The organism is Achromobacter sp. 2789STDY5608615 (assembly GCF_001298995.1).
Classification (GTDB): Bacteria; Pseudomonadota; Gammaproteobacteria; order Burkholderiales; family Burkholderiaceae_B; genus Achromobacter; species Achromobacter insuavis.
In genome coordinates this window covers 12048-35721 of the sequence record NZ_CYTY01000015.1, presented here as the reverse complement: position 1 = coordinate 35721, position 23674 = coordinate 12048, and the positions used below count along the sequence as shown (strand labels likewise).

Here is a 23674-nt window from a genome sequence, read left to right as displayed (position 1 = left end):
TCGTCAGCGACTCCCAACCGATCCTCCCTGTTCGCCACCGGCGCGGTAGCGGTCCAGCCAGGCCTGCATCATCAGCACGCCCCACAGATGGCTATCCCAATTGCGATGCCCGGACACATGCTCGCGCCACTTGCGCAGGATGGGTTCGGGCTCGAACCAGCCTTCCTGGCGCAGGCGCGCCGGATCCAGCAGCGCCTCGGCCCAGTCGCGCAGCGGTCCGCGCAGCCAGGCCGCCAGCGGCACGGCAAAGCCGCGCTTGGGCCGGTCGACCAGCGCCTGCGGCACGTGGCGGTACAGCACCTGGCGCAACAGCCATTTGCCGATGGCGCCGCGCACCTTGTACTGGTGCGGCAGGCTCCAGGCGAATTCGTAGACGCGATGGTCGATCAGCGGCACCCGGGTCTCCAGGCTCACCGCCATGGCGGCGCGGTCCACCTTCACCAGAATGTCGTCCGGCAGGTAGGTCACCGTGTCGAGCTTCATCATGGACTCGAAGGTCGAGCCGCGCATCGCCCGCGCGAACTCGGACACCGGCTCCACGCCGCCCTTGACCACGCGCGCCGGGTCCGACCAGTACGACACGAACAGGCGGTAGAAATCGCCGCGCGAGTCGGCGCGCAGCAATTCGCCCAGCTTGCCGACCTTGCCGCGCCAGGCGCCGCGCCCCGGCAGTTGGGTCGAGGCGCTGAGCAGCGCGCCGGCCGGCGTGCGCAGCAGCGACGGAATGCGCTCGCACTTCTGCCACCAGTTGTTGACGCGGAAATAGCGCGAGTAACCGCCGAACAGTTCGTCGCCGCCGTCGCCGGACAGGGCCACGGTGACGTGCTGGCGCGCCATGCGCGTCACCAGCGAGGTCGGGATCTGCGACGAATCGGCGAATGGTTCGTCGTACATGTCGGCCAGCCCCGGCACCACCGCCAGCGCGTCGTCGGCGGTCACGTACAGCTCGGTATGGTCGGTGCCCAGGTGCATGGCCACCGCCTTGGCGTGCTGCGCCTCGTCGTAGCCCTTTTCATGGAAGCCGATGGCGAAGGTGCGCACCGGCTGCGAGCTCTGCGCCTGCATCAGCGAAACGATGGTCGACGAGTCGATGCCGCCCGACAGGAACGCGCCCAGGCTGACATCGGACAGCATCTGGCCGCCCACGGCCTTGGACAGCACGCCTTCGAGCGCGTCGGTGGCCTGCGCGTCGGAATCGAACGACAGCAGCGATTGCGCCGCGGTATCCGCGGCGTCGCGCGCCGACCAGTACACGCGCGGTTCGGGCATGCGGCGGCTGCGGGTGTCGTCGGCGGTGAATTCGATCCAGGTGCCCGGGGGCAGCTTGGCGATGCCTTCGTAGATGGATTGCGGCGCCGGAATGTAGTTGTGCCGCATGAACGACGCCAACGCATTGCGGTTCAGGTTGCGGCCGAACCCGGGGATCGGCATCAGGCCCTTGAGTTCCGAGGCGAACACCAGCTCTGCGCCCGAGTAACCGTAGTACAGCGGCTTTTCGCCCATGCGGTCGCGCGCCAGCACCAGCTTGCGCGAGGCGCGGTCCCACAGCGCGATGGCGAACATGCCGACCGAGGCCTGCAGCGTCGCCTCGATGCCCAGCGCGGTGAAGCCCGCCAGCAGCGTCTCGGTATCGGAATGGCCGCGCCAGGACGGCGCCAGGCCCGATGCCTCGAGCTGCTGGCGCATGTCCATGTGGTTGTAGATCTCGCCGTTGAACACCATCACGTAGCGGCCGCAGGCGGACACCATCGGCTGATGCCCGGCTTCGGTCAGGTCCTGGATCGCCAGGCGCACGTGCGCCAGCGCCAGCTCGGCGCCGGTGTCTTCCCAGAAGCCGTTGCTGTCCGGCCCGCGGTGGCGGATGCGCCGGCAGCTTTCCGCCAGCACTTGCGCCTTGTCACCCAGGGGGCCCCAAATTCCGACAATTCCACACATGATTTTCAGGTTCTCGTGGTCACCGCAGCAACGGTGTGGCGCGGCCTAGCGGCCTGACGCGCGCACACCGTCAAAAAGTTCTTCCCATTGGCCCAGCACCCGCTCGGCGGAGAAACGCTCGCGCACCGCCGTGGCCGCGTCGGCCATGCGGCGGCGAAGGGCCTCGTCGCCCATCACCGCGGCCAGTTCGCGGCACAACGCGTCGACATCGCCGTTGGGCCGCACCAGCACGCCGTCGATCCCTTCGCGCACGATCTCGCGCGGCCCGGTATCGCAATCGAACGCGACCGCGGCCAGGCCGCTGGCCATCGATTCCAGCAGGGTGTTGGACAGCCCCTCGAAGCGCGACGTCAGCACATACAGGTCGGCGCTCTGATACCAGTCGCCCACGTTGCCCGCCCGTCCCGGCAGGCTGACGCGACCCCGCAGGCCGGCCTCGCGCACCTGCGCTTCCAGCGCGCGGCGCTCATCGCCCTCGCCCAGGATAACCAGATCCCAGTCCGGATGCGACGGCGCCAGCCGCGCGTAGGCCTGCAACAGCAGGTCGAAACCCTTGTCCCCATGCAGCCGTCCCACCGCCAGCAGGCGCTTGCGGCCGTTGCCCGCGGGCGGCGCCAGCACCGGCTCGCCCTTGGGCAGCGGCCAATGCGCCGGATTGGGGATCACCGCCAGGCGCGAACCCGGCACATGCTGCTCGATCCATTGCGCGGTGCCGCGGGTCAGGGCCACCACGCGCGCGGCGCGCGGATAGGTCAGACGGCGCAGGCGCTGCCAGAGACCCGACAGGGTCTGCGATGGAGGATGGGTGTGTTCGGTGGCAATGACGCGGCACGGCAGCCCGGTGGACGCCAGCACCGACAGGACCGACGCGGTGGTCATCATGCCCAGCACGATATCGGGGCGGAAGGCCTTGATCACGCGCCGCAGCGCGCACACGCGCTGCACATTGCTCCAGATGCCACGCAGACCGCCGCCCTCGCCCGCCGTGTGCAGCACCTCGCGCCGCACCCGCGGATGCAGGGTGTAGACGTCGCCGTCGGCGCTCGCCTGCGTCACCACCATGACCTCGCGGCCCATGCCGGCCCAATGCGCGCTCAGGTCGGCGGCGACCCGCTCGGCGCCGCCGCCGTGCAGCGAATGGATGAACAGCAGCACGCGCAACGGGCGGCCGGACTCGGGAACGGCGGGCATTCAGGCGGCCTCTTTGGGTTCGGCGCGGCGCAGGGCCACCACCAGGTAGCAGACATAGGACAGCACGTACATCAGGCTGGTGGCCAGCATGATGCCGGCCGCCCCCATCTTCGGCGCCAGCACCGTGTTGAGCGCGGCTTTCAACGCGAAATTGCCGACCGCGATGGCGGCCATGATGCGGTAGCGGTTCTGGCTGGCCAGCAACTGCACCAGGATCAGCACGCCGAAATAGAACGGCAGCTGCAACAGGCCCCAGCGCAGCACATGCGCCACGGCCTCGGTATTCTCGGCGGTGAAGGCGCCGCGCTGGAACAGCACCGACACGCCCCACGGCGCCAGCACCCAGCCCAGCGCCACGGCGACGGCGCCGGCCGCCACCATCAGCACCGACCATTTCAACGCCATGCCGCGCGCGCGCGCGCTGTCGCCGCGCGCCTGCACATCGGCCAGCACCGGCAGCGCCGCGCGGCCGACCGACACCGCGCCGATGCCCAGCAGCAGCGACAGCAGCCGGCTGGCGTAGCCCAGCGTGGCATTGGCATTGGCGCCCAGGTTGGCGGCGGCGTATTGGTCCAGCGGGCCGACGAAGCTCATGGCCACCTGGCCGATCAGCATCACGCCCGCGGCGCTCATCAGCTCGGGCCAGTGCGGCGATCGCAGGGTCAGTTTTGGCGCGCCCCAGAAACCGCCATCGGCGCGCGCGGCCAGCCAGGCCAGCCACACGGTCTGGATCGCGTAGCCCACCAGCGTGCCCCACAGCAGCGGACCGACGCTCTCGGCGCTGGCCGCCAGCATGACCCACGCCAGCGTCGCCACCGCCGGCACGCTGTCCAGCAGCGTATTGACGTGGCGCTCGTGCGAGCGCAGCCGCGCGGCGCTGATGCCGGCAACCAGCAACAGGGCCGCGACCGGCGCGAAGGCCAGCAGCAGTTCGCCCGTCATCTCGCCGACCCGGGCGGACAGCCCCTGACCCAATGCGCCCAGCACCTTGGGCCAGGCGAACCAGGTCAGCGCGGCCAGCGCGATGCCCGCGGCCGCCACCCAGCCCTGCAGTTCACGGATGAATTGTTCGCGTTCGGCGTCCTCGGCGCGGCGCAGCCGCACCAGCACCGGAATCAGCACCACCGACAGCACGCCCACGATCGTGACCGGCAGCCAGGTGGCCATGGTCATCGTGAACTGGTAGGCGTCGACGGCGTCGCTGACGCCGTAGCGGTACGCCACCGCCATCTCCTTGATGGCGCCGGCGGCCTTGCCCAGCAGCAGAAACACCGCCACCCGGAACGCACCTTTGAAAATGCGTTGGTGGTCCGGGTGGATGCTGCCGAGTTTGCGGATGAGTGCTTTCAAATCAACGCAGGAATTGCGTGTACCAGGGCATCGCCACTTCCAGGCCCTGCAGCACGGTATGCGTGGGCTGGTAGCCCAGCAGGCGGCCGGCCTTGCTGACGTCCGCCTGCGAATGGCGCACATCGCCCGCGCGGAAATCGGCGTAGACCGGCTGCTTGCCGTACTTCACGCCCTGGTTGCCCAGCGCCTGCACCAGGAAACCGAACAGCTGGTTCAAGGTGCTGCGGCCGCTGACGGCCACGTTGTAGACCTGGTTGCGGCCTTCGGCCGGCGCCGTCGCGGCCAGGATATTGGCCTGCACCGCGTTGTCGACGAAGCAGAAGTCGCGGCTGGTCTCGCCGTCGCCGTTGATGGTGACGTCTTCGCCCTGGATCATCGCGGCGGTCCACTTGGGGATGACCGCGGCGTAGGCGCCGTTGGGATCCTGACGCTTGCCGAACACGTTGAAGTAACGCAGGCCTACGGTCTCGAAGCCGTAGGAACGCGCGAACACGTCGGCGTACAGCTCGTTGACGAACTTGGTGACGGCGTAGGGAGACAGCGGCTTGCCGATGTTTTCCTCGACCTTGGGCAGGGCCGGATGGTCGCCGTAGGTCGAGCTGGAGGCCGCGTACACGAACGACTTCACGCCGGCGTCACGCGCCGCCACCAGCATGTTCAGGAAACCGCCGATGTTCACCTCGTTGGTGGTGATCGGGTCTTTCAGCGAACGCGGCACCGAACCCAGCGCCGCCTGGTGCAGCACGAAGTCCACGCCCTGAACCGCGCGGCGGCAAGCCTCGAGGTCGCGGATATCACCCTCGATGAAGGTCAGCCGCGCCCATTGCTCGGGCGTGACGGAGGCCTGCACCTCGTCCAGGTTACGCTGGTGGCCGGTGGCGAAGTTGTCCAGGCCGGTGACGGTCTGGTTCAGCTTCAGCAGGGTCTCCAGCAGATTGGAGCCGATGAAGCCGGCGCAGCCGGTCACCAGCCACTTGCGCGGCGTGGCGGCGAGTTCCTGAGTGACGGATTCAAAGCGTGTGGTCATGCGACGTCCTCCCTACAGGCGCAGATCGGATTCGGCGGGCGACAACACGTACTTCAGGTCATAAAGAATGTGTTCCGGCTTGCCCAGCTTGCGGATGCCTTCGGCGCCCAGATCCTTGAACTGGTGGTGCGCCACCGCCAGGATCACGGCGTCGTACTTGCCCTCGTCGGGCTTGGCGACCGGCGTGATGCCATATTCGTGCACGGCTTCCTCGGCCTCGACCCACGGGTCGTACACGTCGACGTCGACGTTGTAATCGCCCAGTTCCTTGACGATGTCGACGATGCGGGTGTTGCGCAGGTCGGGGCAGTTTTCCTTGAAGGTCAGGCCCATCACCAGCACGCGCGCGCCCTGCACGTGGATGCGGCGCTTGGTCATGGCCTTGACCAACTGCGACACCACGTAGCCGCCCATCGAATCGTTCAGGCGGCGGCCCGCCAGGATGATCTCGGGGTGGTAGCCGATCGACTGCGCCTTGTGCGTCAGGTAGTACGGGTCCACGCCGATGCAGTGGCCGCCCACCAGGCCCGGACGGAACGGCAGGAAGTTCCACTTGGTGCCGGCGGCCTGCAGCACGGCTTCGGTGTCGATGCCCATCTTGTTGAAGATCAGCGCCAGCTCGTTGATCAGCGCGATGTTGACGTCGCGCTGGGTGTTCTCGATCACCTTGGCGGCCTCGGCCACGCGGATGCTGGAAGCCTTGTGGGTGCCGGCGGTGATGATCTGCTTGTACAGCTGGTCCACCAGCTCGGCCACTTCGGGCGTCGAGCCCGAGGTGACCTTCTTGATGGTGCTGACGCGGTGTTCCTTGTCGCCCGGGTTGATGCGCTCGGGGCTGTAGCCGGCGTAGAAGTCGACATTGAACTTCAGGCCCGACACGCGTTCCAGCACCGGCACGCAGTCTTCCTCGGTGGCGCCGGGATAGACGGTCGATTCGTAGATGACGATGTCGCCGCGCTTGAGCACCGAGCCGATGGTCTCGCTGGCCTTGACCAGCGGGGTCAGGTCGGGCTGCTTGTACTCGTCGATCGGCGTGGGCACGGTGACGATGAACACATTGGCCTGGCCGAGTTCGGCGCGGTCGGCGGTGTAGGACAGTTGCTTGGCTTCAGCCAGTTCGATGTCGCTGACTTCCAGCGTGTGGTCGTGACCGGCCTTCAGGGCGTCGATCCGGCGCGTGTTGATATCGAAGCCGATGACCGAGCGCTTCTTGCCGAATTCCACTGCCAGCGGCAGGCCGACATAGCCCAGGCCGACGACCGCGAGTTTCACATCCTGAATACGCAACATAACTCTCCCTCACCGTAAAACGATTACGGCATTTTAAATATGGTCGGGGTGATGGATAACCGGGCCCCCGGCGGCAATCACCGGGGCGCCCAACACTTAATCGGCTCGCAGGACGGAGGGCAACAGCAGCCACCCCGGACGGCGCCACGACACCAGTCGCGCATACAGCCAGATATAGACGCTGGCGAACACCACCAGGCTGGCGCTGAGCGCCCAGGCGTTGTCCCACCAGATGGTGGCGGGCACCAGGCCGATCAGGGCCAGCACCCACATGTAGGGCGATGCCAGGGCATTGCACAGCGCCGGCACCGCATGGCGGCGGCCGCGGCTGAAGGTCACGCGCACCAGGCGGCGGAACACCAGCTGATGCAGGTGCAAGGCATCCGGCTGGTCCACCGGCACGCCGCGCTTGAAGCGGCGGCGCCAGATGGAAAAGCCGGTTTCGAATACGGGGTAGAACAGCACCGCCAGCGCGTAGAACGGCGACACCGACGGGTTGCGCACCACCAGCAGCACGGCCAGCTCGGCCAGCATGAAACCCAGGAAGTACGCGCCGCCATCGCCCAGGAAGACGCGGCCGAACGGGAAATTCCAGACCAGGAAGCCGAGCGTGGCCGAAGCCAGCGCCGCCGCCACCAGGAAGATCGGCACATCGCCGACCTGCAGCGCGACCAGGCTGATGGACACCGCCATCAGCGTCGCGACCATGCCGGCCAGGCCGTTCATGCCGTCGACGATGTTCAGGGCATGGGTACAGCCACCCACCGCGAACATCGTGAAAATCAGGGAAACGGGCCAATAGGACAGAACATAATCCACCGGGGCCATGCCGACGCGGCTGACGCCGCCCAGCAGCCACCAGGCGATCGCGGCCGACGCGAACGCCGCCAGCAGGCGCTTGCTGGCGCCGATGTCCTTGGTGATGTCTTCGAGCAACCCGGCCACGAACACGGGCAGCGCCGACACGAACAGCGCGGGCCACAGCCAGGTCAGGGTCATGTTTTCGGGCCCGAGCACCAGCAGGCCCATGAGCGTGCCCGCCAGCACGGCCAGTCCGCCCACGCGAGGCGTGGCGCGCGAATGGTTCGCTTGCGGTTTGTTGAGATCGCTGTCGCCGGTGAAGGCGCCATGCCAGCGCTCCGACGCCACGATGAGTCCCCCCACCATGAACGCGACCACGCATATGTACAGCCAGGTCACAAGGTCACCTCTGGTTGGTCTATTGAGACAGGCCGGCCATTATCGGCGGCAGGTGTAACGCCCATATATGGGAGGGATAAGGAAGTGCAAATCACCGGGACAGAACGTAACGTCCGCAACCCCGGCCAGGACACGTGCGGGGACCCCCGTTTGGCGGGAGATGCTGCAACGCGGCCGACGGCGCGCGGAAATGCGGATTTCATGCATTAATTGTAGAGCTTTCCGCCTCTGTCGATGCGAAATATCCAAGGGAAAACGCGGAGCGCGCCAAGGTAGGACCACGGCCCTTTCGCCCCTGTCTCGCCCGGCGCGAAAGACCGGACATCCGGCATAAATAGGGACGCATTGATTTGACTTAAAAAAAAGCCCGAGATCGTGAGATCTCGGGCTAAATCCACCAAAGGAGGAGGGTGGAGGAGACAACCTTGGCATGCTGGGAGCCGCTTTCGCTCACTGCGCTGTCGGGGTTCTGTGTTGCTTGTCCTGCTTGGACTTTGCTTTTGAACCGCGCCGACTGCGTTTCAACATCCGATGAGATGCATAGTATCGGGTTTTTTTGTGCGATGCAAGATTTTTTTTAAGCCCAACGCACCGCACCATTCCGCGTTGCATTTTTGCCGCAATTCGCCTGACCGTCGCCCGGAAAGCCGCATGCAGCAATGACCTTCGAAAACGGAGGGTTATTGCCGAAGGGGTAAACCCCTTGCGGACTTACCCTAGCTGATTCCGGGTATTCCCGCCCTATTCCTTGCACCGGAAAGGTGCATGCGGCACCAATATGCTGCAATTTTTGCGCATTGCAACATTTTCATGCCCCACGGGCAGGCATGCCCGCAGGCCGGCCGCCTCAGATGCGGTAGGCGGTCGTCGTCATGACCTTGGACATCGCCCGCATGGCGGCCTTGACCGGACCGGGCAGCGGCACGCCGCCCGCGGCTTCGGCGCTGGCGCGGTGCTGGGCCTCGTCTTCCTTCATCTTCTGCACGATCTGGCGCGAGCGGGCATCCTGCTCGGGCAGGGTGCGCAGATGCCCTTCCAGGTGCGCCTCGACCTGTTTTTCGGTTTCGGCCATGAAGCCCAGGTTGCGCGGCGCGCCCGCATAACCGGCCAGCAGGCCCAGCGCGAACGAGCCCGCGTACCAGACCGGATTGAGCAGGCTGGGGCGGCTGCCCAGCTCGGTCAGGCGCTGGTTGCACCACACCAGGTGGTCGACTTCCTCGCCGGCGGCCTCGAGCAACAGGGCGCGCGGGCCGGGTTCGCGGCACACCGCGGCCTGCCCGCGGTACAACGCCTGGGCGCAGACTTCGCCCACGTGGTTGACCCGCATCAGCCCGGCCGCGTGGCGCTTTTCCTGCGCCGACAAGGTGTCCGGCGCCTCTTCGGCCGTGGCCGGATTGGGCCGGCCGGCGCTGGCGCTGCCGGACAGCACGCGCAGCGCGCGGTCGGCTTCCGCCAACAGTGCATCCAGCGGATTCGAGCGGCGCAGGAAGGCGGCGGGACCGGATTGGGACAAGGTGGGGGACATGGACGGCTCCTGGATTGGCCGCACACCCCTGATGCGGGGCGGGGCTCTCAAGCGGAATTGTACGCAACGGGTATCATCAGCCATTGACTGCGCTCAAGCACAAGGACCTGACAAATGGAATGCACGATCGACTGGGGCGGCCCCAACGGCATGCTCTTCACCGCCAGCACCGGCAGCGGCCACGTGGCCGTGATGGACGGCGCGGTGGACGGCGGCGGCCACAACCTGGCGCCCCGCCCCATGGAAATGCTGCTGGCCGGCACCGGCGGCTGCACCGCCTATGACGTCGTGCTGATCCTCAAGCGCGGCCGCCACGCCGTGACCGGCTGCAGCGTCAAGCTGCAGGCCGACCGCGCCGATGTCGACCCCAAGGTGTTCACGCGTATCCACTTCGCCTTCACGGTCACCGGCCGCAACCTGCCGCGCGCCGCGGTCGAGCGCGCGGTGCAGCTGTCGCATGAGAAATACTGCTCGGCGTCCGCCATGCTCGAAAAGACCGCCGAACTGACCTTCTCGGTGGATATCGTCGACACCCAGGAAGCCCCCGCGGCGGCCTGACGCGGCCCGCCGCGCACGCCACCTCAGCCTTTTCAGATTCTGTACCCATGAAACAATACCTGGACCTCGTTCAATCCATCCTGGACACCGGCGCGTGGCAGGAAAATCGGACGGGAATACGCACGCTGAGCATGCCGGGCGCCTCGCTGCGCTTCGACCTGCAGCAGGGCTTTCCGGCCGTGACCACCAAGAAGCTGGCCTTCAAGTCGGCCATCGGCGAGATGGTCGGCTTCCTGCGCGGCGTGCGCAGCGCGGCGCAATTCCGCGAACTGGGTTGCAAGGTCTGGGACCAGAACGCCAACGAGAACGCCCAGTGGCTGGCCAACCCCTACCGCGAGGGCCCGGACGACCTGGGCCCGGTCTACGGCGTGCAGTGGCGCCAGTGGCCGGCGTACAAGGTGCTGGACGCCGACCGCGCCGGCCAGGTCGATGACGCCCTGGCGCGCGGCTACACCAAGGTGGCCGATCTGCAGGACGGCGGCGTGTCCAAGGTGCTGCTCTATAAAGCGGTCGACCAGTTGCGCCAGTGCCTGGATACCATCCACGAGCGTCCGGGCGACCGCCGCATCCTGTTCCACGGCTGGAACTGGGCGCAGATCGAGGAAATGGCGCTGCCGCCCTGCCACCTGCTCTATCAGTTCCTGCCGAATGCGACCACCCGCGAGATCTCGCTGTGCCTGTACATCCGGTCCAACGATGTCGGGCTGGGCACGCCGTTCAACCTGACCGAGGGCGCGGCGCTGCTGCACCTGGTGGGCCGGCTGACCGGTTACACGCCGCGCTGGTTCACCTACTTCATCGGCGACGCGCATATCTACGAGAATCACCTGCCGATGCTGCGCGAGCAGCTGACCCGCACGCCGCACGCAGCGCCGCGGCTGGTGCTGTCCGACCGCATTCCCGATTTCGCCCAGACCGGCCGCTACGAGCCGGAATGGCTGGAAAAGGTCGAGCCGGGCGATTTCTCGCTGGAGGGCTACACTCACCACGCCCCGCTGACGGCGCCCATGGCGGTCTGAGGCCGGCGAGCGGCATTGCACACCGGCCACGGGCCGGCCGCCCAGGCGCCGGGAGCGCCCCTCTCGCGCAGGTGAAGATTGGTGAGCTTCTGGAGGCGCGTTTTCGGTATAACCCATCCCTTAGCCTCGGACGCGCGGCCATCAAGCCCTGCGCGCCTTGGTTTCTGAACGGCCCATGTCGCGCCGTGCCTGCCACTCGCCGCGTAGCCGGGCAAGCCGCCCGACCTCGCCGACCGCCTGCAGTGCAGCGCCGCACCCCCCATCCAGACTAGTGAGTACGTAAATCGCCAGCGTCGACAGCAGGATCCTCTTGCGGCTCGTTTGCAACTGTTGACTACTAATTGATTTGAATTGAGGCCGGCGCGGCGGCTGTATGCGCTCAGGACAGGACCCCAAAAATGCTCGTTGGAACATATAACCCTTCGCTCGTCCTCGTATCCCTAGGGGTCGCCATCCTGGCGTCATACACGGCGCTGGGTATGGCCAACCGCGTCAGGGCGGCGAACGGACTGCCGGCGGCGCGTTACTGGCTGGCCGGCGGCGCGCTCGCCATGGGCATCGGCATCTGGTCCATGCACTTCGTCGGCATGCTGGCGTTCAACCTGCCCATCCCGATGGGCTACGACCTGCCGCTGACGCTGCTGTCGCTGGCCATCGCCATCGGCTGCTCCGCCTTCGCGCTGTGGATCGTCTGCAAGGACGACCTACCCTGGCGCCGGCTGATCGTGGGCGCCCTGCTGATGGGCGCGGGCATCGCCGCCATGCACTATATCGGCATGGCCGCCATGCGGATGATGCCGGGCATCATCTATGACCCGACCTGGTTCACGCTGTCCATCGCCATCGCGGTGGCGGCCTCGGGCGCCGCCCTCTGGATCACCTACCGCCTGCGCCACGACGGCCCGCGGGTGGCGCTGTCGCGGCCGCTGGCGGCCGTGGTGATGGGGCTGGCGATCGTCGGCATGCACTACACGGGCATGAAGGCCGCCGGCTTCCCCGCCGACAGCATCTGCATGGCGGCGAACACCGGCATCTCGGCCGGCTGGCTGGCGATCGCCGTCACCGCCGTGACCCTGAGCGTGCTGGCCATCGCGTTGGTGGTGGCGGTGCTGGACAACCGCCTGGAAGCCCGCACCTCGGCGTTGGCCTCGTCGCTGGCCGAGGCCAACGAGGAACTGGTGCAGCTGGCGCTGCATGACACCCTGACCAAGCTGCCCAACCGCATCCTGCTGGAAGACCGGCTGGAGCAGGCGATCGAGAGCGCCAGCCGCCGCAAGGGCTATTTCGCGGTGCTGTTCTTCGACCTGGACGGTTTCAAGGCGGTCAACGACGCCTACGGCCACCATACCGGCGACGCCCTGCTGATCGACCTGGCCCAGCGCACCCGCCAGACGCTGCGCACCCACGACACCGTGGCGCGGCTCGGCGGCGACGAATTCATCGTGCTCAGCGAAGTGGTGGAACCGACCGACGCCGCCAACGTGGCGGACCGCCTGATCGAGGCGATCGCCCGCCCCGTCATGGTGTACGGCCACGAAGTGCTGGTGACCTCCAGCGTCGGCATCGCCATCTACCCCAACGACGGCGAGGACACCCACGCCCTGCTGACCAACGCCGACGCCGCGATGTACCACGCCAAGCGCCTGGGCGGCACCGGCTACAGCTTCTTCGAGCCGTCGATGAACGCCGACGCGCACGAGCAGATCGAGTTGCTGCACGACCTGCGCCTGGCGCAGGAGCGCGACCAGTTCGTGCTGCACTACCAGCCCAAGTACGAAGCGCCCGCCGGCCCCATCATGGGCGCCGAGGCGCTGCTGCGCTGGAACCACCCGACCCGCGGCCTGGTAGGCCCCGACCAGTTCATTCCCACGGCGGAAAAGACCGGACTGATCCTGTCGATCGGCGAATGGGTCATCAACGAAGCCTGCCGCCAGATGCGCGAGTGGATCAACGCCGGACAGGGTCACTGGACCATCGCCGTCAACATCTCGGCGCTGCAGTTCGCCCATTCCGGCCTGGTCGAGACCGTGCGCAGCGCGCTGGCGCGCCACGACGTGCCGCCCGCCTGCCTGACGCTGGAAGTGACCGAATCGACCGCGATGCGCGACGCCGAGGCCAGCCTGACGGTGCTCAAGCGCCTGTCGGGACTGGGGGTGACCATCTCGATCGACGATTTCGGCACCGGCTACTCCAGCCTGCTGTACCTGAAGCGCCTGCCCGCGACCGAGCTGAAGATCGACCGCGGCTTCGTCAACCAGCTGGACAACGACAACGAGGACGCCGCCATCATCTCGGCGATCGTCGCGCTGGCGCAGCAGTTGAACCTGCGCATCGTGGCCGAGGGCGTGGAAACCACCGCGCAGCAGAAATTCCTGACCGGCCTGGGCTGCGATTCGCTGCAGGGCTTCCTGCTGGGCAAGCCGATGCCGGCCGACGAATTCCTGGAACACGCCTCCAGCTGAAACGGCGCCGGCCAGATTTGCTACGCTTGGGGTCTTTCCGCCGGCCATGCCGCCCCCCCCTTGCCTGAGCGCCCCGCCCGCATGTCCGCCCGCCTGACCCTGATCGTCGCCTATTCCACCAACCGCGCCATCGGCCGCGACAACGCCCTGCCCTGGAAACTGCCGGGCGACCTGGCGCACTTCAAGCGCAGCACCCTGGGCCATCCCATCGTCATGGGCCGCAAGACCTGGGACTCGCTGGGCCGCCCCCTGCCCGGCCGCGCCAATATCGTCATCAGCCGCAACCCCGCCTTCGAGGCCGCGGGCGCCACCGTGGTGCCGACGCTGGAGGCCGCCATCGCCGCCTGCGGCGACAGCGCCGAAGCCTTCGTCATCGGCGGCGCGCAGATCTACACGCAGGCCCTGGCGCTGGCCAGCCGCATCCTGGCCACCGAAGTCCATGCCGAAGTCGAGGGCGACGCCTTCTTCCCGCTGCTGCCCGGCTTCCAGTGGCGCGAAACCGCGCGCGAGGCGCAGCCCGAGGAAAACGGCTACCGCTACGACTTCGTGACGTACGAACGCGCCTGAACCCAACCCTGGCGATGACGGCGGCCGGGTTGCCGCCGCTCCCGGCCGCGCCGGGACGTCCCGCCGGAACGACTACGCCGCGCCCTCGTTGCGCATGAAGCGCCACAACGCCGGGGCTTCCGAATACGCCACGTTGAAACGCACCCACGGCGTATCGGCCTCGTCGGCCTCGAAGTACGACCCCGGCGCCAGCCAGATGCCATCCTTCAGCGCCAGCCCAGCCAGGCCGTTGGCGCCGCGCGCGCGCCACTGGCCGGCCACCTTGGCCCAAAGGAACAGGCCCGCCTGCGGCCGCGCATAGATCTCGAACCCATGCTGCGCCATCAGCCCCGCCACCGTCGCGTGGGCCTGGGCCAGCCGTTCGCGGGTGCGTTCGATGTGCGCCCGATAGCGGCCTTCGCGGATGACCTGGTGCACGATGCGCTCCATGATCTCCGGCGAGGTCAGGCCCACCGCCATCTTGGTGCGGGCGATGTCGCGCGCCAGGTCGCGGTGCGCCACCACGTAGCCCACCCGCACCGAGGGACTGATGACCTTGGAATAGCCGCCCAGGTAGACCACCCGGCGGCCGCCATCGAGCGCCGCCAGCATGGGCGTGACGCCGGGCGCCAGTTCGCGCGAGATGTCGTCTTCGACCACCCACAGCCCGTGGCGCTCGGCCAGTTGCAGGATACGGAAGGCGTTGGCCATGCTGATGCTGGCGCCCGACGGGTTCTGCAGGGCGGTGTTGACGAACAGCGCGCGCGGCCGGTGCTGCGACGCGGCCTGCTCCAGCGCCTCGCAATCCAGCCCGTCCAGCGTGCGCGCCACCGGCACCACCCGCAGCCCGGCCAGGCGCAGCATCTGCAGCAGGTTGGCGTAGGCCGGCTGCTCGACCAGCACGGTATCGCCCGGACGCAGCAGCGTGCGGATCACCATGTCGAGCCCGTGCGTCACGCCCTGGGTCAGCAGCACCTGCGACACCTCCACTTCCATGCCCTGGGCGCTGAGCGTGGCGGCGATGGTCTCGCGCAGCGGCGCGTAACCATAGGGATGGCCGTAGTTGGCGATGCGCATGGCCGGCACCCGGCCCATGTGGCGCAGCGCCATGTGCAGCCCTTCTTCATTGAGCCATTCGCCCGGCAGCCAGCCGCAGCCCGACTTGATGGGGATGGAGTGGTCCGCGAAGATGTCCGACAGCAGCCAGGCGGCGTTCAGCCGCGGCGGCTCCCAGGACTGCGGCTCGCCCCGGCGCGGCGGCGCGTCGGGCGAGGCCACGCGGTAGCCGGCGCCCGGGCGCGCGGCCAGCCAGCCCAGCGAAACCAGGCGGCTGTAGGCGCTGGCCACGGTAAAGGTGCTGACCTGGTGCTGGCGCGCGAAGTCGCGCACCGAGGGTAGGGACATACCCGGACGCAGCTCCTGCGCCTCGATGGCGCGCAACACGGCCGCCACCACCTGGTCCACCAGGGTCGGCGCCTGGCCGCGGGCACGCACGGGCTTGAAGTCGATCACGGCGCTACGCTAACTGTACAGTTGTCATGCTTGCAACTATACAGTTAGCCCGGTTTGCGCGGATTGTATATTTTCATTCCTCGCCGGACGTACCAGAATCAATCGCATCCCGCCGGCCGCCCGCCCGACACGCGCGCAGGGCTCCGGCGTCTGTCCTACCCCTGGAGCCGCCATGAACGCCCCCGCCGAGTTGCCCGACCTGTCCCATCTCTGGATGCCCTTCACCGCCAACAAGCAGTTCAAGGCGCATCCCCGCATGCTGGCGTCGGCCAAGGGCATGTACTACACCTCGGCCGACGGCCGCCAGGTGCTGGACGGCACCGCCGGCCTGTGGTGCGTGAACGCCGGCCACGGCCGCCAGGAGATCGTCGAGGCGATCTCGCGCCAGGCCGGCATCATGGACTACGCCCCCGGCTTCCAGCTCGGCCATCCGCTGGCCTTCGAGGCCGCCACCGCGGTCGCCAGCTTCATGCCGCAGGGCCTGGACCGCGTGTTCTTCACCAACTCGGGTTCGGAGTCGGTCGACACCGCCCTGAAGATCGCCCTGGCCTACCACCGCGCCCGCGGCGAAGGCCAACGCACCCGCCTGATCGGCCGCGAGCGCGGCTACCACGGCGTGGGCTTCGGCGGCATCTCGGTCGGCGGCATCTCGACCAACCGCAAGACCTTCTCCGGCGCGCTGCTGCCCGCCGTCGACCACCTGCCCCACACCCACAACCTGGAGCAGAACGCCTATTCCAAGGGCCAGCCGGCCTGGGGCGCGCAACTGGCCGATGAACTCGAACGCATCGTCGCGCTGCACGACGCCTCGACCATTGCGGCGGTGATCGTCGAACCGATGGCCGGCTCGACCGGCGTGCTGATCCCGCCCAAGGGCTACCTGGAAAAGCTGCGCGAGATCACCTCCAAGCACGGCATCCTGCTGATCTTCGACGAAGTCATCACCGCCTACGGCCGCCTCGGCGCGGCCACCGCGTCGGAATTCTTCGGCGTGACGCCGGACCTGATCGCGATGGCCAAGGGCGTCAGCAACGCCGCCGTGCCCGCGGGCGCGGTCGCGGTGCGCCGCGAAGTGCATGACGCCATCGTCAACGGCCCGGCCGGCGGCATCGAATTCTTCCATGGCTACACCTATTCGGCCCACCCGCTGGCGGCCGCCGCCATCCTGGCGACGCTGGACATCTACCGCCGCGAAGACCTGTTCGGCCGCGCCCGCAAGCTGTCCGGCGCCTTCGAGCAGGCGGCCCACAGCCTGAAGGGCGCGCCGCACGTGATCGACGTGCGCAACCTGGGCCTGGTGGCCGGCGTCGAGCTGGCGCCGCGCGCCGGCGCGCCGGGCGCGCGCGCCGCCGAAGTGTTCCAGAAGTGCTTCGACAGCGGCCTGATGGTGCGCTACACCGGCGACATCATCGCCGTCTCGCCCCCGCTGATCATCGACGAGGCCCAGATCGGCCAGATCTTCGAGCAGATCGGCAAGGTGCTCAAGGAAGTCGCGTAACTCCCGCGCGGCGCAGGCGCCGCGCATCGCACGCAATGGCGGGCGGCCCCTGGCCGCCCTCCGGCATTTTCAAAGAACCCCGCTCCGAGCTTTCCCATGAAGAAGAACCTCTCCCACTACATCAACGGCCAGCCCTACGATGGCCGCAGCAACCGTTACGCCGACGGTTTCAATCCGGCCACGGGCGAGATCATCACGTCCGTGCCGCTGGCCTCCACCGATGAGGTGGCGCTGGCCGTGGCCTCGGCCAAGGCCGCCTTTCCGGCCTGGTCCGAAACGCCCGCGCTCAAGCGCGCCCGCGTGCTGTTCAACTTCAAGGCGCTGCTGGACAAGCACCAGGACGAACTGGCCGAGCTGATCACGCGCGAGCACGGCAAGGTGTTCTCGGACGCCAAGGGCGAAGTGATGCGCGGCATCGAGATCGTCGAATTCGCCTGCGGCATTCCGCATCTGTTCAAGGGCCAGTATTCCGACCAGATCGGCGGCGGCATCGACAACTGGAGCATGCGCCAGGCCCTGGGCGTGGTGGCCGGCATCACGCCGTTCAACTTCCCGATGATGGTGCCGTGCTGGATGTTCCCGGTGGCCATCGCCTGCGGCAACACCTTCGTGCTCAAGCCGTCCGAGCGCGATCCCTCGGCCTCGCTGCGCCTGGCCGAGCTGCTGACCGAAGCCGGCCTGCCGCCGGGCGTGTTCAACGTGGTGCACGGCGACAAGCAGGCCGTGGACGCGCTGATCGCGCACCCCGACGTCGAGGCCCTGTCCTTCGTCGGCTCGACCCCGATCGCCGAATACATCTACGCCGAAGGCACGCGCCGCGGCAAGCGCGTGCAGGCCCTGGGCGGCGCCAAGAACCACCTGGTGGTGATGCCCGACGCCGACCTCGACCAGGTCACCGACGCGCTGATGGGCGCGGCCTACGGCTCGGCCGGCGAGCGCTGCATGGCGATCTCGGTGGCCGTGGCGGTGGGCGACGTGGCCGACAAGGTGATCGAACGCCTGGTCCCGCGCGTCAAGGCGCTGGTGGTCAAGGACGGCATGCAGGGCGATGCCGAAATGGGCCCGCTGGTCACCGCGCAGCACCGCAACAAGGTCATTGGCTACATCGAGGACGGCGTCGCCGCCGGCGCCGAGATGGTGGTCGACGGCCGCGGCCTGAAGGTGCCGGGCGCGGAAAAGGGCTTCTTCCTGGGCGGCACGCTGTTCGACAAGGTCAAGCCCACGATGAACATCTACCGCGAAGAGATCTTCGGACCGGTGCTGTGCGTGGTGCGCGTGCCCGACTTCGCCGCCGCGGTCGAACTGATCAACGCCCATGAATTCGGCAACGGCGTGGCCTGCTTCACGTCCGACGGCGGCGTGGCGCGCGCCTTCGCCCGCCAGATCAAGGTGGGCATGGTCGGCATCAACGTGCCGATTCCGGTGCCGATGGCCTGGCACTCGTTCGGCGGCTGGAAGCGCTCGCTGTTCGGCGATCACCACGCCTACGGCGAGGAAGGCATCCGCTTCTACTCGCGCTACAAGAGCGTGATGCAGCGCTGGCCGGACAGCATCGCCAAGGGCGCGGAATTCACCATGCCGGTGGCCAAGTAATCATGTAGACGCTCTCACCGCCCCGAGCCGCAAAGCGGCCGGGGTTTTGCCGAAAGACACACAACAAGGGGAATCCTGATGCGCATCGGGATCGGCGGCTTTCAGCATGAAACCAATACCTTCGCGCCTTCGCGCGCGGCCTGGGAAGACTTCGCCGACAAGGGCGGCGGCTGGCCAAGACTGGTCAGCGGCCCGGCGATGTTCCAGGCCGTGGCGGGGGCTAACATTCCCGTGGCCGGCTTTATCGAGGCCATGCGGCAGCACACGCTGCTGCCGGCCACGTGGGCCGCGGCCAGCCCGTCCGGCCCGGTCACCGAGGATGCGTTCGAACGCATCAGCGCGCTGATCCTGCAGGGCCTGAAGGCGGCCATGCCGCTGGACGGCGTGTACCTCGATCTGCACGGCGCCATGGTCACCGAGCACCTGGACGACGGCGAGGGCGAACTGCTCAAGCGCGTGCGCGCGCTGGTCGGCGCCGACGTGCCGGTGGTGGCCAGCCTCGACCTGCACGCCAACATGACACCGGCGATGGTGCGCTACGCCGATGCGCTGGTCTGCTATCGCACCTATCCGCATATCGACATGGCCGAGACCGGCCAGCGCGCCGCCGCGCTGCTGGCGCGGCGCCTGGCCGGCGCGCCGCGGCCCTGCGTGGCGCTGCGGCAACTGCCCTACCTGATTCCGCTGTGCTGGCAATCGACCGACATCGAGCCGGCGCGCAGCCTGTACCGGATGGTGGGCGAGATCGAGGCGCGCGGCGCCCAGAGCGTGTCGCTGGCCACCGGTTTTCCGGCGGCGGATTTCCCCGATTGCCTGCCAGCGGTGTGGGCCTATGGCGCCACCCAGGCCGAGGCCGATGCGGCCGCCGACACGCTGGCGCGCGCGGTGCTCGATGCCGAACGCGACTTCGGCGGCACGCTCCACACACCGGATGACGCCGTCACCACCGCCTTGCGCCTGGCGCGCGAGGCCAATGCCCCGGTCGTCATCGCCGACGCGCAGGACAACCCCGGCGCGGGCGGCAGTTCGGACACCACCGGCCTGCTGCGGGCTTTGATCCGCCACCAGGTGCGCGACGCCGCCATCGGACTGATCGTCGATCCGGAAGCGGCGCTGGCCGCACATCGCGCAGGCGTTGGTAAAACGGTCCGCATTGCACTAGGTGGACATTCGGGTATTCCCGACGACGAACCGCTGGACGCGGAGTTCATCGTGGAGAAAACTTCGGATGGGCGCTTCGATACGCATGGCGCGTTCTACCGCGGCTTCCATATGGACCTGGGTCCCAGCGCCTGTCTGCGCATCGGCGGCGTGCGCATCGTGGTGGCGTCCAACAAGGTGCAGATGGCCGACCAGGAGATGTTCCGCTTCGCCGGCGTCGAGCCGCGCCGCGCGGCCATTCTGGCGGTGAAAAGCTCGGCGCATTTCCGCGCGGATTTCACGCCGATCGCGCACACGATCCTGGTTTGCGCCGCGCCCGGCTCGATGCTGATGGATGCGGCAAAACAACCATGGACACGGTTGCGTCCGGGCATCAGAATGGCGCCTTGCGGCCCGGTCTTTGCCGGCGCCGCAACCGATTGACCCTCGCACGCCGCGCCAAGGCGCGGCGCGTCAACGACGTAGCGGCAATCCGCGCCGCTCACTACGCATAAAAGGGGAATTTCATGCTCAAGTTCGTCCGCGCGGCCGCGTTCGCCGGCGCCACCCTGCTGATGGCCCATGGCGCCTACGCCGACACCGTCATCAAGGCGGTGATGCACTCGCCGCTGCGCCTGACCGATCCGCACGCCACCACCGCGTACATCACGACGTGGCACGGCTACATGATCTACGACACCTTGCTGGCCACCGACGCCGACAACAAGATCCAGCCGCAGATGCTGGACAAGTGGGATGTCTCGGCCGACGGCAAGACCTACACCATGACGCTGCGCCCGGGCCAGAAATGGCATGACGGCAAGCCCGTCACGGCCGAGGACTGCGTCGCGTCGATCAAGCGCTGGGCCGCGGGCGACGGCATGGGCCGCACGCTGCTGAAATTCACCGACAAGATCGAGGTCATCGACGACAACAGCTTCCGCATCGTCATGAAGGAACCCACGGACCTGGCGCTGCGCGCCCTGTCCAAGCCGACCGGCACCGCGCCGTTCATGATGCCCAAGCGCATCGCCGACCTGCCCATCGGCCAGCCGATCACCGACATGACCGGTTCGGGTCCGTTCAAGGTCATCGAGTTCAAGCCGGGCGTGAAGACCGTCTACGCCAAGAACGCCGACTACGTGCCGCGCAAAGAGCCCGCCAGCGGCCTGGCCGGCGGCAAGGTGGTGAACGTGGACAAGGTCGAATGGGACGTGATGCCCGACGCCCTGACCACCGCCAACGCGCTGCTGGGCGGCGAGATCGACTTCGTCGAGCAATTCCCCTACGACCTGCTGCCGATGGTCGAGGGCAACAAGGACCTGAAGGAAGAGTCGCTCAGCCCGGTCGGCTACTTCACGATGTACCGCTTCAACTTCAAGTACCCGCCCTTCAACAACAAGAAGATCCGCCAGGCCGCGATGTACGCCATCGGCCAGGAAGACGTGATGAAGGCGCTGGTCGGCAATCCCAAGTACTGGAAGACCTGCGCCTCGCTGTGGGGCTGCGGCACGCCGCTGGAATCGGACATCGGCAAGGACGTGGTGGTGCCCTCGAACATCGAGAAGGCCAAGGCCCTGCTGAAGGAAGCCGGCTATGACAACACCCCGATCCTGGTGATGCACGCCACCGACGTCGGCACGCTGTCGGCGCAGCCGGTGGTGATGGCCCAGGCCCTGCGCAAGGCCGGCTTCAACGTCAACCTGGCGGCGATGGACTGGCAGAGCGTGGCCACCCGCCGCGCCTCGAAGGCGGCGCCGGCCGAAGGCGGCTGGAACATCCACAACACCAACTGGTACGCCACCGACGTGATGGACCCGGTGCGCTCGGCCCCGGCCGCGGCCAACGGCGACAACGCCTGGTTCGGCTGGCCCGACTTCCCGCAAGTCGAGGAACTGCGCACCAAGTTCGCGCTGACCTCCGATCCGGCCGAGCAGAAGAAGATCGCCGACGAGCTGCAGCGCATCGGCATCGACGAAGGCCTGTACGTGCCGCTGGGCCAGATGTCCGTGCCCACCGTCTACACGACCAAGCTCTCGGGCCTGGTGCACGCGCCGGTGTTCGCGTTCTGGAACGTCAAGAAAGCCCCTTGATGGGCAGGTAGTTCAGGGGGAAATACATGCTGGCATTCGTCTCACGCCGGCTCCTCGCGACCATCCCCGTTCTGGTGATGGTCGCGGTGGTGGTCTTCGCGATATTGCGTCTGAGCCCGGGGGATCCGGCCATCATCATGGCGGGCGATGGCGCCACGCCCGAGCGTATCGAACAGATACGCCAGACGATGGGCCTGGATAAACCGGTCGTCAAACAATTCGTCATCTGGGGCGGCAAGCTGCTGCAGGGCGACCTCGGCACCTCGCTGATGTCCGGCGTGCCCGTGACCCAGCTCATCGGCCAGCGCCTCGAGCCTTCGCTCAGCCTGGCGGTGCTGACGCTGGTCTTCACGCTGATCGTGGCGATTCCGCTGGGCGTGCTGGCGGCCTGGCGCCAGGGCCGGCTGCTGGATCGGGCGGTGATGGGCTTCTCGGTGCTGGGCTTCTCGGTGCCGGTGTTCGTCACCGGCTACCTGCTGATCTGGGCCTTCGCCATCAAGCTGGGCTGGTTCAACGTGCAGGGCTACACGCCGCTGGCCAATGGCTTCTGGCTGTTCCTGCACCGGCTGATCCTGCCGTCGCTGGCGCTGTCCACGGTGTACATCGCCCTGATCGCGCGCATCACGCGCACCAGCGTCATCGAGGTGATGGGCGAGGACTTCATCCGCACCGCGCGCTCCAAGGGCCTGACCGAGACCGGCGTGCTGCTGGGCCACGCGCTGCGCAATGCCGCCGTGCCCATCGCCACGGTGGTGGGCCTGGGCATCGCGCTGCTGATCAGCGGCGTGGTGGTGACCGAATCGGTGTTCAACATCCCCGGCCTGGGCCGGCTGGTGGTCGAAGCCGTGCTGGCGCGCGACTACCCCGTGATCCAGGGCCTGACGTTGTTCTTCGCCTTCGTCTACGTGTTCATCAATCTGGTTGTCGATTGCGCCTACACGGTGTTCGACCCCCGTATCCGATACTGAGGCCACGCCATGCAAACGCCCACCGACGCCGCCGCGCAAGCGGCCGCCGATCTTCCCGGCGGCGGCACGCCCCACGTCACCGCCTGGCGCCAGATCCGCCAGGGCCTCAGGAGCTGGCCGGTCATGCTGGCCCTGGTGGTGCTGCTCATCATCGTCGCCATCGCCCTGTTCGCGCCGCTGCTGGGCACGGTCGATCCGACGTTCATCAATCCCGGCGCGCGCCTGAAGCAGCCGTTCACCGACTACCTGTTCGGCACCGACGCCTTCGGCCGCGACGTCTGGTCGCGCGTGGCCTATGGCGCGCGCGTCTCGCTGATCGCGGGCCTGGGGGCCGCGGTCGTCAGCGTCGCCATCGGACTGGTGGTCGGCGTCATCGCCGGCTGGTTCCGCTCGCTCGACGGCATCATCATGCGCACCATGGACGCCATCATGGCGATCCCCGGCATCCTGCTGGCGATCGCGCTGGTGTCGGTGACCGGCGCCAGCCTGACCACGGTGCTGGTGGCCATCACCATTCCGGAGATCCCGCGGGTGGTGCGGCTGGTGCGCGGCCAGATCCTGACCGTGCGCGGCGAGCCCTATGTCGAGGCCGCGCTGGCGCTGGGCACGCCGCTGCCGCTGCTGCTGTGGCGCCACATGGTGCCCAGCACGATCGCGCCGCTGACGGTGCAGGGCACCTATGTGTTCGCCTCGGCCATGCTGACCGAGGCCATCCTGAGCTTCCTGGGCGCGGGCATCCCGCCCGAGATCGCCTCCTGGGGCAACAT

Annotated in this window: 18 protein-coding genes; 10 read left to right on the top strand and 8 right to left on the bottom strand. The window is 67.7% G+C overall.

Annotation, left to right across the window (positions count from 1 at the left end):
* Window positions 1–3: 3 nt before the first annotated feature.
* From asnB to coq7, 7 genes are all read right to left on the bottom strand, one after another.
* Window positions 4–1935 (bottom strand): asparagine synthase (glutamine-hydrolyzing), encoded by a 1932-nt coding sequence (gene asnB, locus AOZ49_RS14935; protein ID WP_054476159.1) that lies wholly within the window; start codon window positions 1933–1935, stop codon window positions 4–6.
* Between the two features lie 45 nt (window positions 1936–1980).
* Window positions 1981–3126: a glycosyltransferase family 4 protein gene (locus AOZ49_RS14930; protein ID WP_054476158.1), complete on the bottom strand. Its 1146-nt coding sequence runs from the start codon at window positions 3124–3126 to the stop codon at window positions 1981–1983.
* Window positions 3127–4476, bottom strand: coding sequence for a murein biosynthesis integral membrane protein MurJ (gene murJ, locus AOZ49_RS14925; protein ID WP_054428982.1), 1350 nt, complete (start codon window positions 4474–4476; stop codon window positions 3127–3129).
* Window position 4477: 1 nt separating this feature from the next.
* Window positions 4478–5503 carry an SDR family oxidoreductase gene (locus tag AOZ49_RS14920; protein ID WP_054428983.1) on the bottom strand — a complete coding sequence of 342 codons (1026 nt, stop codon included), beginning with the start codon at window positions 5501–5503 and terminating at the stop codon, window positions 4478–4480.
* 12 nt (window positions 5504–5515) lie between these two features.
* On the bottom strand, window positions 5516–6793 hold the full coding sequence (tviB, locus tag AOZ49_RS14915) for a Vi polysaccharide biosynthesis UDP-N-acetylglucosamine C-6 dehydrogenase TviB (RefSeq protein ID WP_082380456.1): 1278 nt from the start codon (window positions 6791–6793) through the stop codon (window positions 5516–5518).
* A 96-nt stretch (window positions 6794–6889) separates the two neighbouring features.
* Window positions 6890–7993 (bottom strand): MraY family glycosyltransferase, encoded by a 1104-nt coding sequence (locus AOZ49_RS14910; protein WP_006391403.1) that lies wholly within the window; start codon window positions 7991–7993, stop codon window positions 6890–6892.
* Window positions 7994–8840: 847 nt separating this feature from the next.
* Window positions 8841–9518, bottom strand: coding sequence for a 2-polyprenyl-3-methyl-6-methoxy-1,4-benzoquinone monooxygenase (gene coq7 / locus AOZ49_RS14905; protein ID WP_054428984.1), 678 nt, complete (start codon window positions 9516–9518; stop codon window positions 8841–8843).
* 114 nt (window positions 9519–9632) lie between these two features.
* Between coq7 and AOZ49_RS14900 the strand changes: the two genes are divergently transcribed.
* From AOZ49_RS14900 to AOZ49_RS14885, 4 genes are all read left to right on the top strand, one after another.
* Window positions 9633–10076 (top strand): OsmC family protein, encoded by a 444-nt coding sequence (locus tag AOZ49_RS14900; RefSeq protein ID WP_006391405.1) that lies wholly within the window; start codon window positions 9633–9635, stop codon window positions 10074–10076.
* A gap of 47 nt (window positions 10077–10123) precedes the next feature.
* Window positions 10124–11095: a thymidylate synthase gene (locus AOZ49_RS14895; RefSeq protein ID WP_054428985.1), complete on the top strand. Its 972-nt coding sequence runs from the start codon at window positions 10124–10126 to the stop codon at window positions 11093–11095.
* Between the two features lie 398 nt (window positions 11096–11493).
* Window positions 11494–13557 carry a putative bifunctional diguanylate cyclase/phosphodiesterase gene (locus tag AOZ49_RS14890; RefSeq protein WP_054476156.1) on the top strand — a complete coding sequence of 688 codons (2064 nt, stop codon included), beginning with the start codon at window positions 11494–11496 and terminating at the stop codon, window positions 13555–13557.
* A gap of 81 nt (window positions 13558–13638) precedes the next feature.
* A complete protein-coding gene (locus tag AOZ49_RS14885) occupies window positions 13639–14124 on the top strand; it encodes a dihydrofolate reductase (protein WP_054428987.1) in 486 nt (161 codons plus the stop codon).
* Between the two features lie 72 nt (window positions 14125–14196).
* On the opposite strand, the gene AOZ49_RS14880 is transcribed toward AOZ49_RS14885, so the two are convergent.
* Complete coding sequence (locus AOZ49_RS14880; protein ID WP_054428988.1) at window positions 14197–15615, bottom strand: aminotransferase-like domain-containing protein; 1419 nt, start codon at window positions 15613–15615, stop codon at window positions 14197–14199.
* 172 nt (window positions 15616–15787) lie between these two features.
* On the opposite strand from AOZ49_RS14880, the gene AOZ49_RS14875 reads away from it, so the two are divergent.
* From AOZ49_RS14875 to AOZ49_RS14850, 6 genes are all read left to right on the top strand, one after another.
* Window positions 15788–17113 carry an omega-aminotransferase AptA gene (locus AOZ49_RS14875; RefSeq protein WP_054428989.1) on the top strand — a complete coding sequence of 442 codons (1326 nt, stop codon included), beginning with the start codon at window positions 15788–15790 and terminating at the stop codon, window positions 17111–17113.
* A 96-nt stretch (window positions 17114–17209) separates the two neighbouring features.
* Complete coding sequence (locus tag AOZ49_RS14870; RefSeq protein ID WP_054428990.1) at window positions 17210–18706, top strand: CoA-acylating methylmalonate-semialdehyde dehydrogenase; 1497 nt, start codon at window positions 17210–17212, stop codon at window positions 18704–18706.
* Between the two features lie 78 nt (window positions 18707–18784).
* Window positions 18785–20290, top strand: coding sequence for a M81 family metallopeptidase (locus AOZ49_RS14865; protein WP_054428991.1), 1506 nt, complete (start codon window positions 18785–18787; stop codon window positions 20288–20290).
* An 83-nt stretch (window positions 20291–20373) separates the two neighbouring features.
* Window positions 20374–21939, top strand: a complete 1566-nt coding sequence (locus AOZ49_RS14860; protein WP_054428992.1) for an ABC transporter substrate-binding protein — start codon at window positions 20374–20376, stop codon at window positions 21937–21939.
* Window positions 21940–21965: 26 nt separating this feature from the next.
* Window positions 21966–22907: an ABC transporter permease gene (locus AOZ49_RS14855; protein ID WP_006391414.1), complete on the top strand. Its 942-nt coding sequence runs from the start codon at window positions 21966–21968 to the stop codon at window positions 22905–22907.
* A 9-nt stretch (window positions 22908–22916) separates the two neighbouring features.
* Window positions 22917–23674, top strand: a 758-nt coding sequence (locus AOZ49_RS14850) for an ABC transporter permease (RefSeq protein ID WP_054476155.1), incomplete at its 3' end; no start/stop codon positions are given.

Excerpts from the sequence above, each read along its gene's own strand:
- AOZ49_RS14875 (WP_054428989.1), top strand. The coding sequence starts at position 15,788 with ATGAACGCCCCCGCCGAGTTGCCCGACCTGTCCCATCTCTGGATGCCC.
- AOZ49_RS14895 (WP_054428985.1), top strand. The coding sequence starts at position 10,124 with ATGAAACAATACCTGGACCTCGTTCAATCCATCCTGGACACCGGCGCG.
- tviB (WP_082380456.1), bottom strand. The coding sequence starts at position 6,793 with ATGTTGCGTATTCAGGATGTGAAACTCGCGGTCGTCGGCCTGGGCTAT.
- AOZ49_RS14900 (WP_006391405.1), top strand. The coding sequence starts at position 9,633 with ATGGAATGCACGATCGACTGGGGCGGCCCCAACGGCATGCTCTTCACC.
- AOZ49_RS14885 (WP_054428987.1), top strand. The coding sequence starts at position 13,639 with ATGTCCGCCCGCCTGACCCTGATCGTCGCCTATTCCACCAACCGCGCC.
- AOZ49_RS14930 (WP_054476158.1), bottom strand. The coding sequence starts at position 3,126 with ATGCCCGCCGTTCCCGAGTCCGGCCGCCCGTTGCGCGTGCTGCTGTTC.
- AOZ49_RS14890 (WP_054476156.1), top strand. The coding sequence starts at position 11,494 with ATGCTCGTTGGAACATATAACCCTTCGCTCGTCCTCGTATCCCTAGGG.
- AOZ49_RS14855 (WP_006391414.1), top strand. The coding sequence starts at position 21,966 with ATGCTGGCATTCGTCTCACGCCGGCTCCTCGCGACCATCCCCGTTCTG.
- AOZ49_RS14920 (WP_054428983.1), bottom strand. The coding sequence starts at position 5,503 with ATGACCACACGCTTTGAATCCGTCACTCAGGAACTCGCCGCCACGCCG.
- asnB (WP_054476159.1), bottom strand. The coding sequence starts at position 1,935 with ATGTGTGGAATTGTCGGAATTTGGGGCCCCCTGGGTGACAAGGCGCAA.
- AOZ49_RS14870 (WP_054428990.1), top strand. The coding sequence starts at position 17,210 with ATGAAGAAGAACCTCTCCCACTACATCAACGGCCAGCCCTACGATGGC.
- coq7 (WP_054428984.1), bottom strand. The coding sequence starts at position 9,518 with ATGTCCCCCACCTTGTCCCAATCCGGTCCCGCCGCCTTCCTGCGCCGC.
- AOZ49_RS14860 (WP_054428992.1), top strand. The coding sequence starts at position 20,374 with ATGCTCAAGTTCGTCCGCGCGGCCGCGTTCGCCGGCGCCACCCTGCTG.
- AOZ49_RS14865 (WP_054428991.1), top strand. The coding sequence starts at position 18,785 with ATGCGCATCGGGATCGGCGGCTTTCAGCATGAAACCAATACCTTCGCG.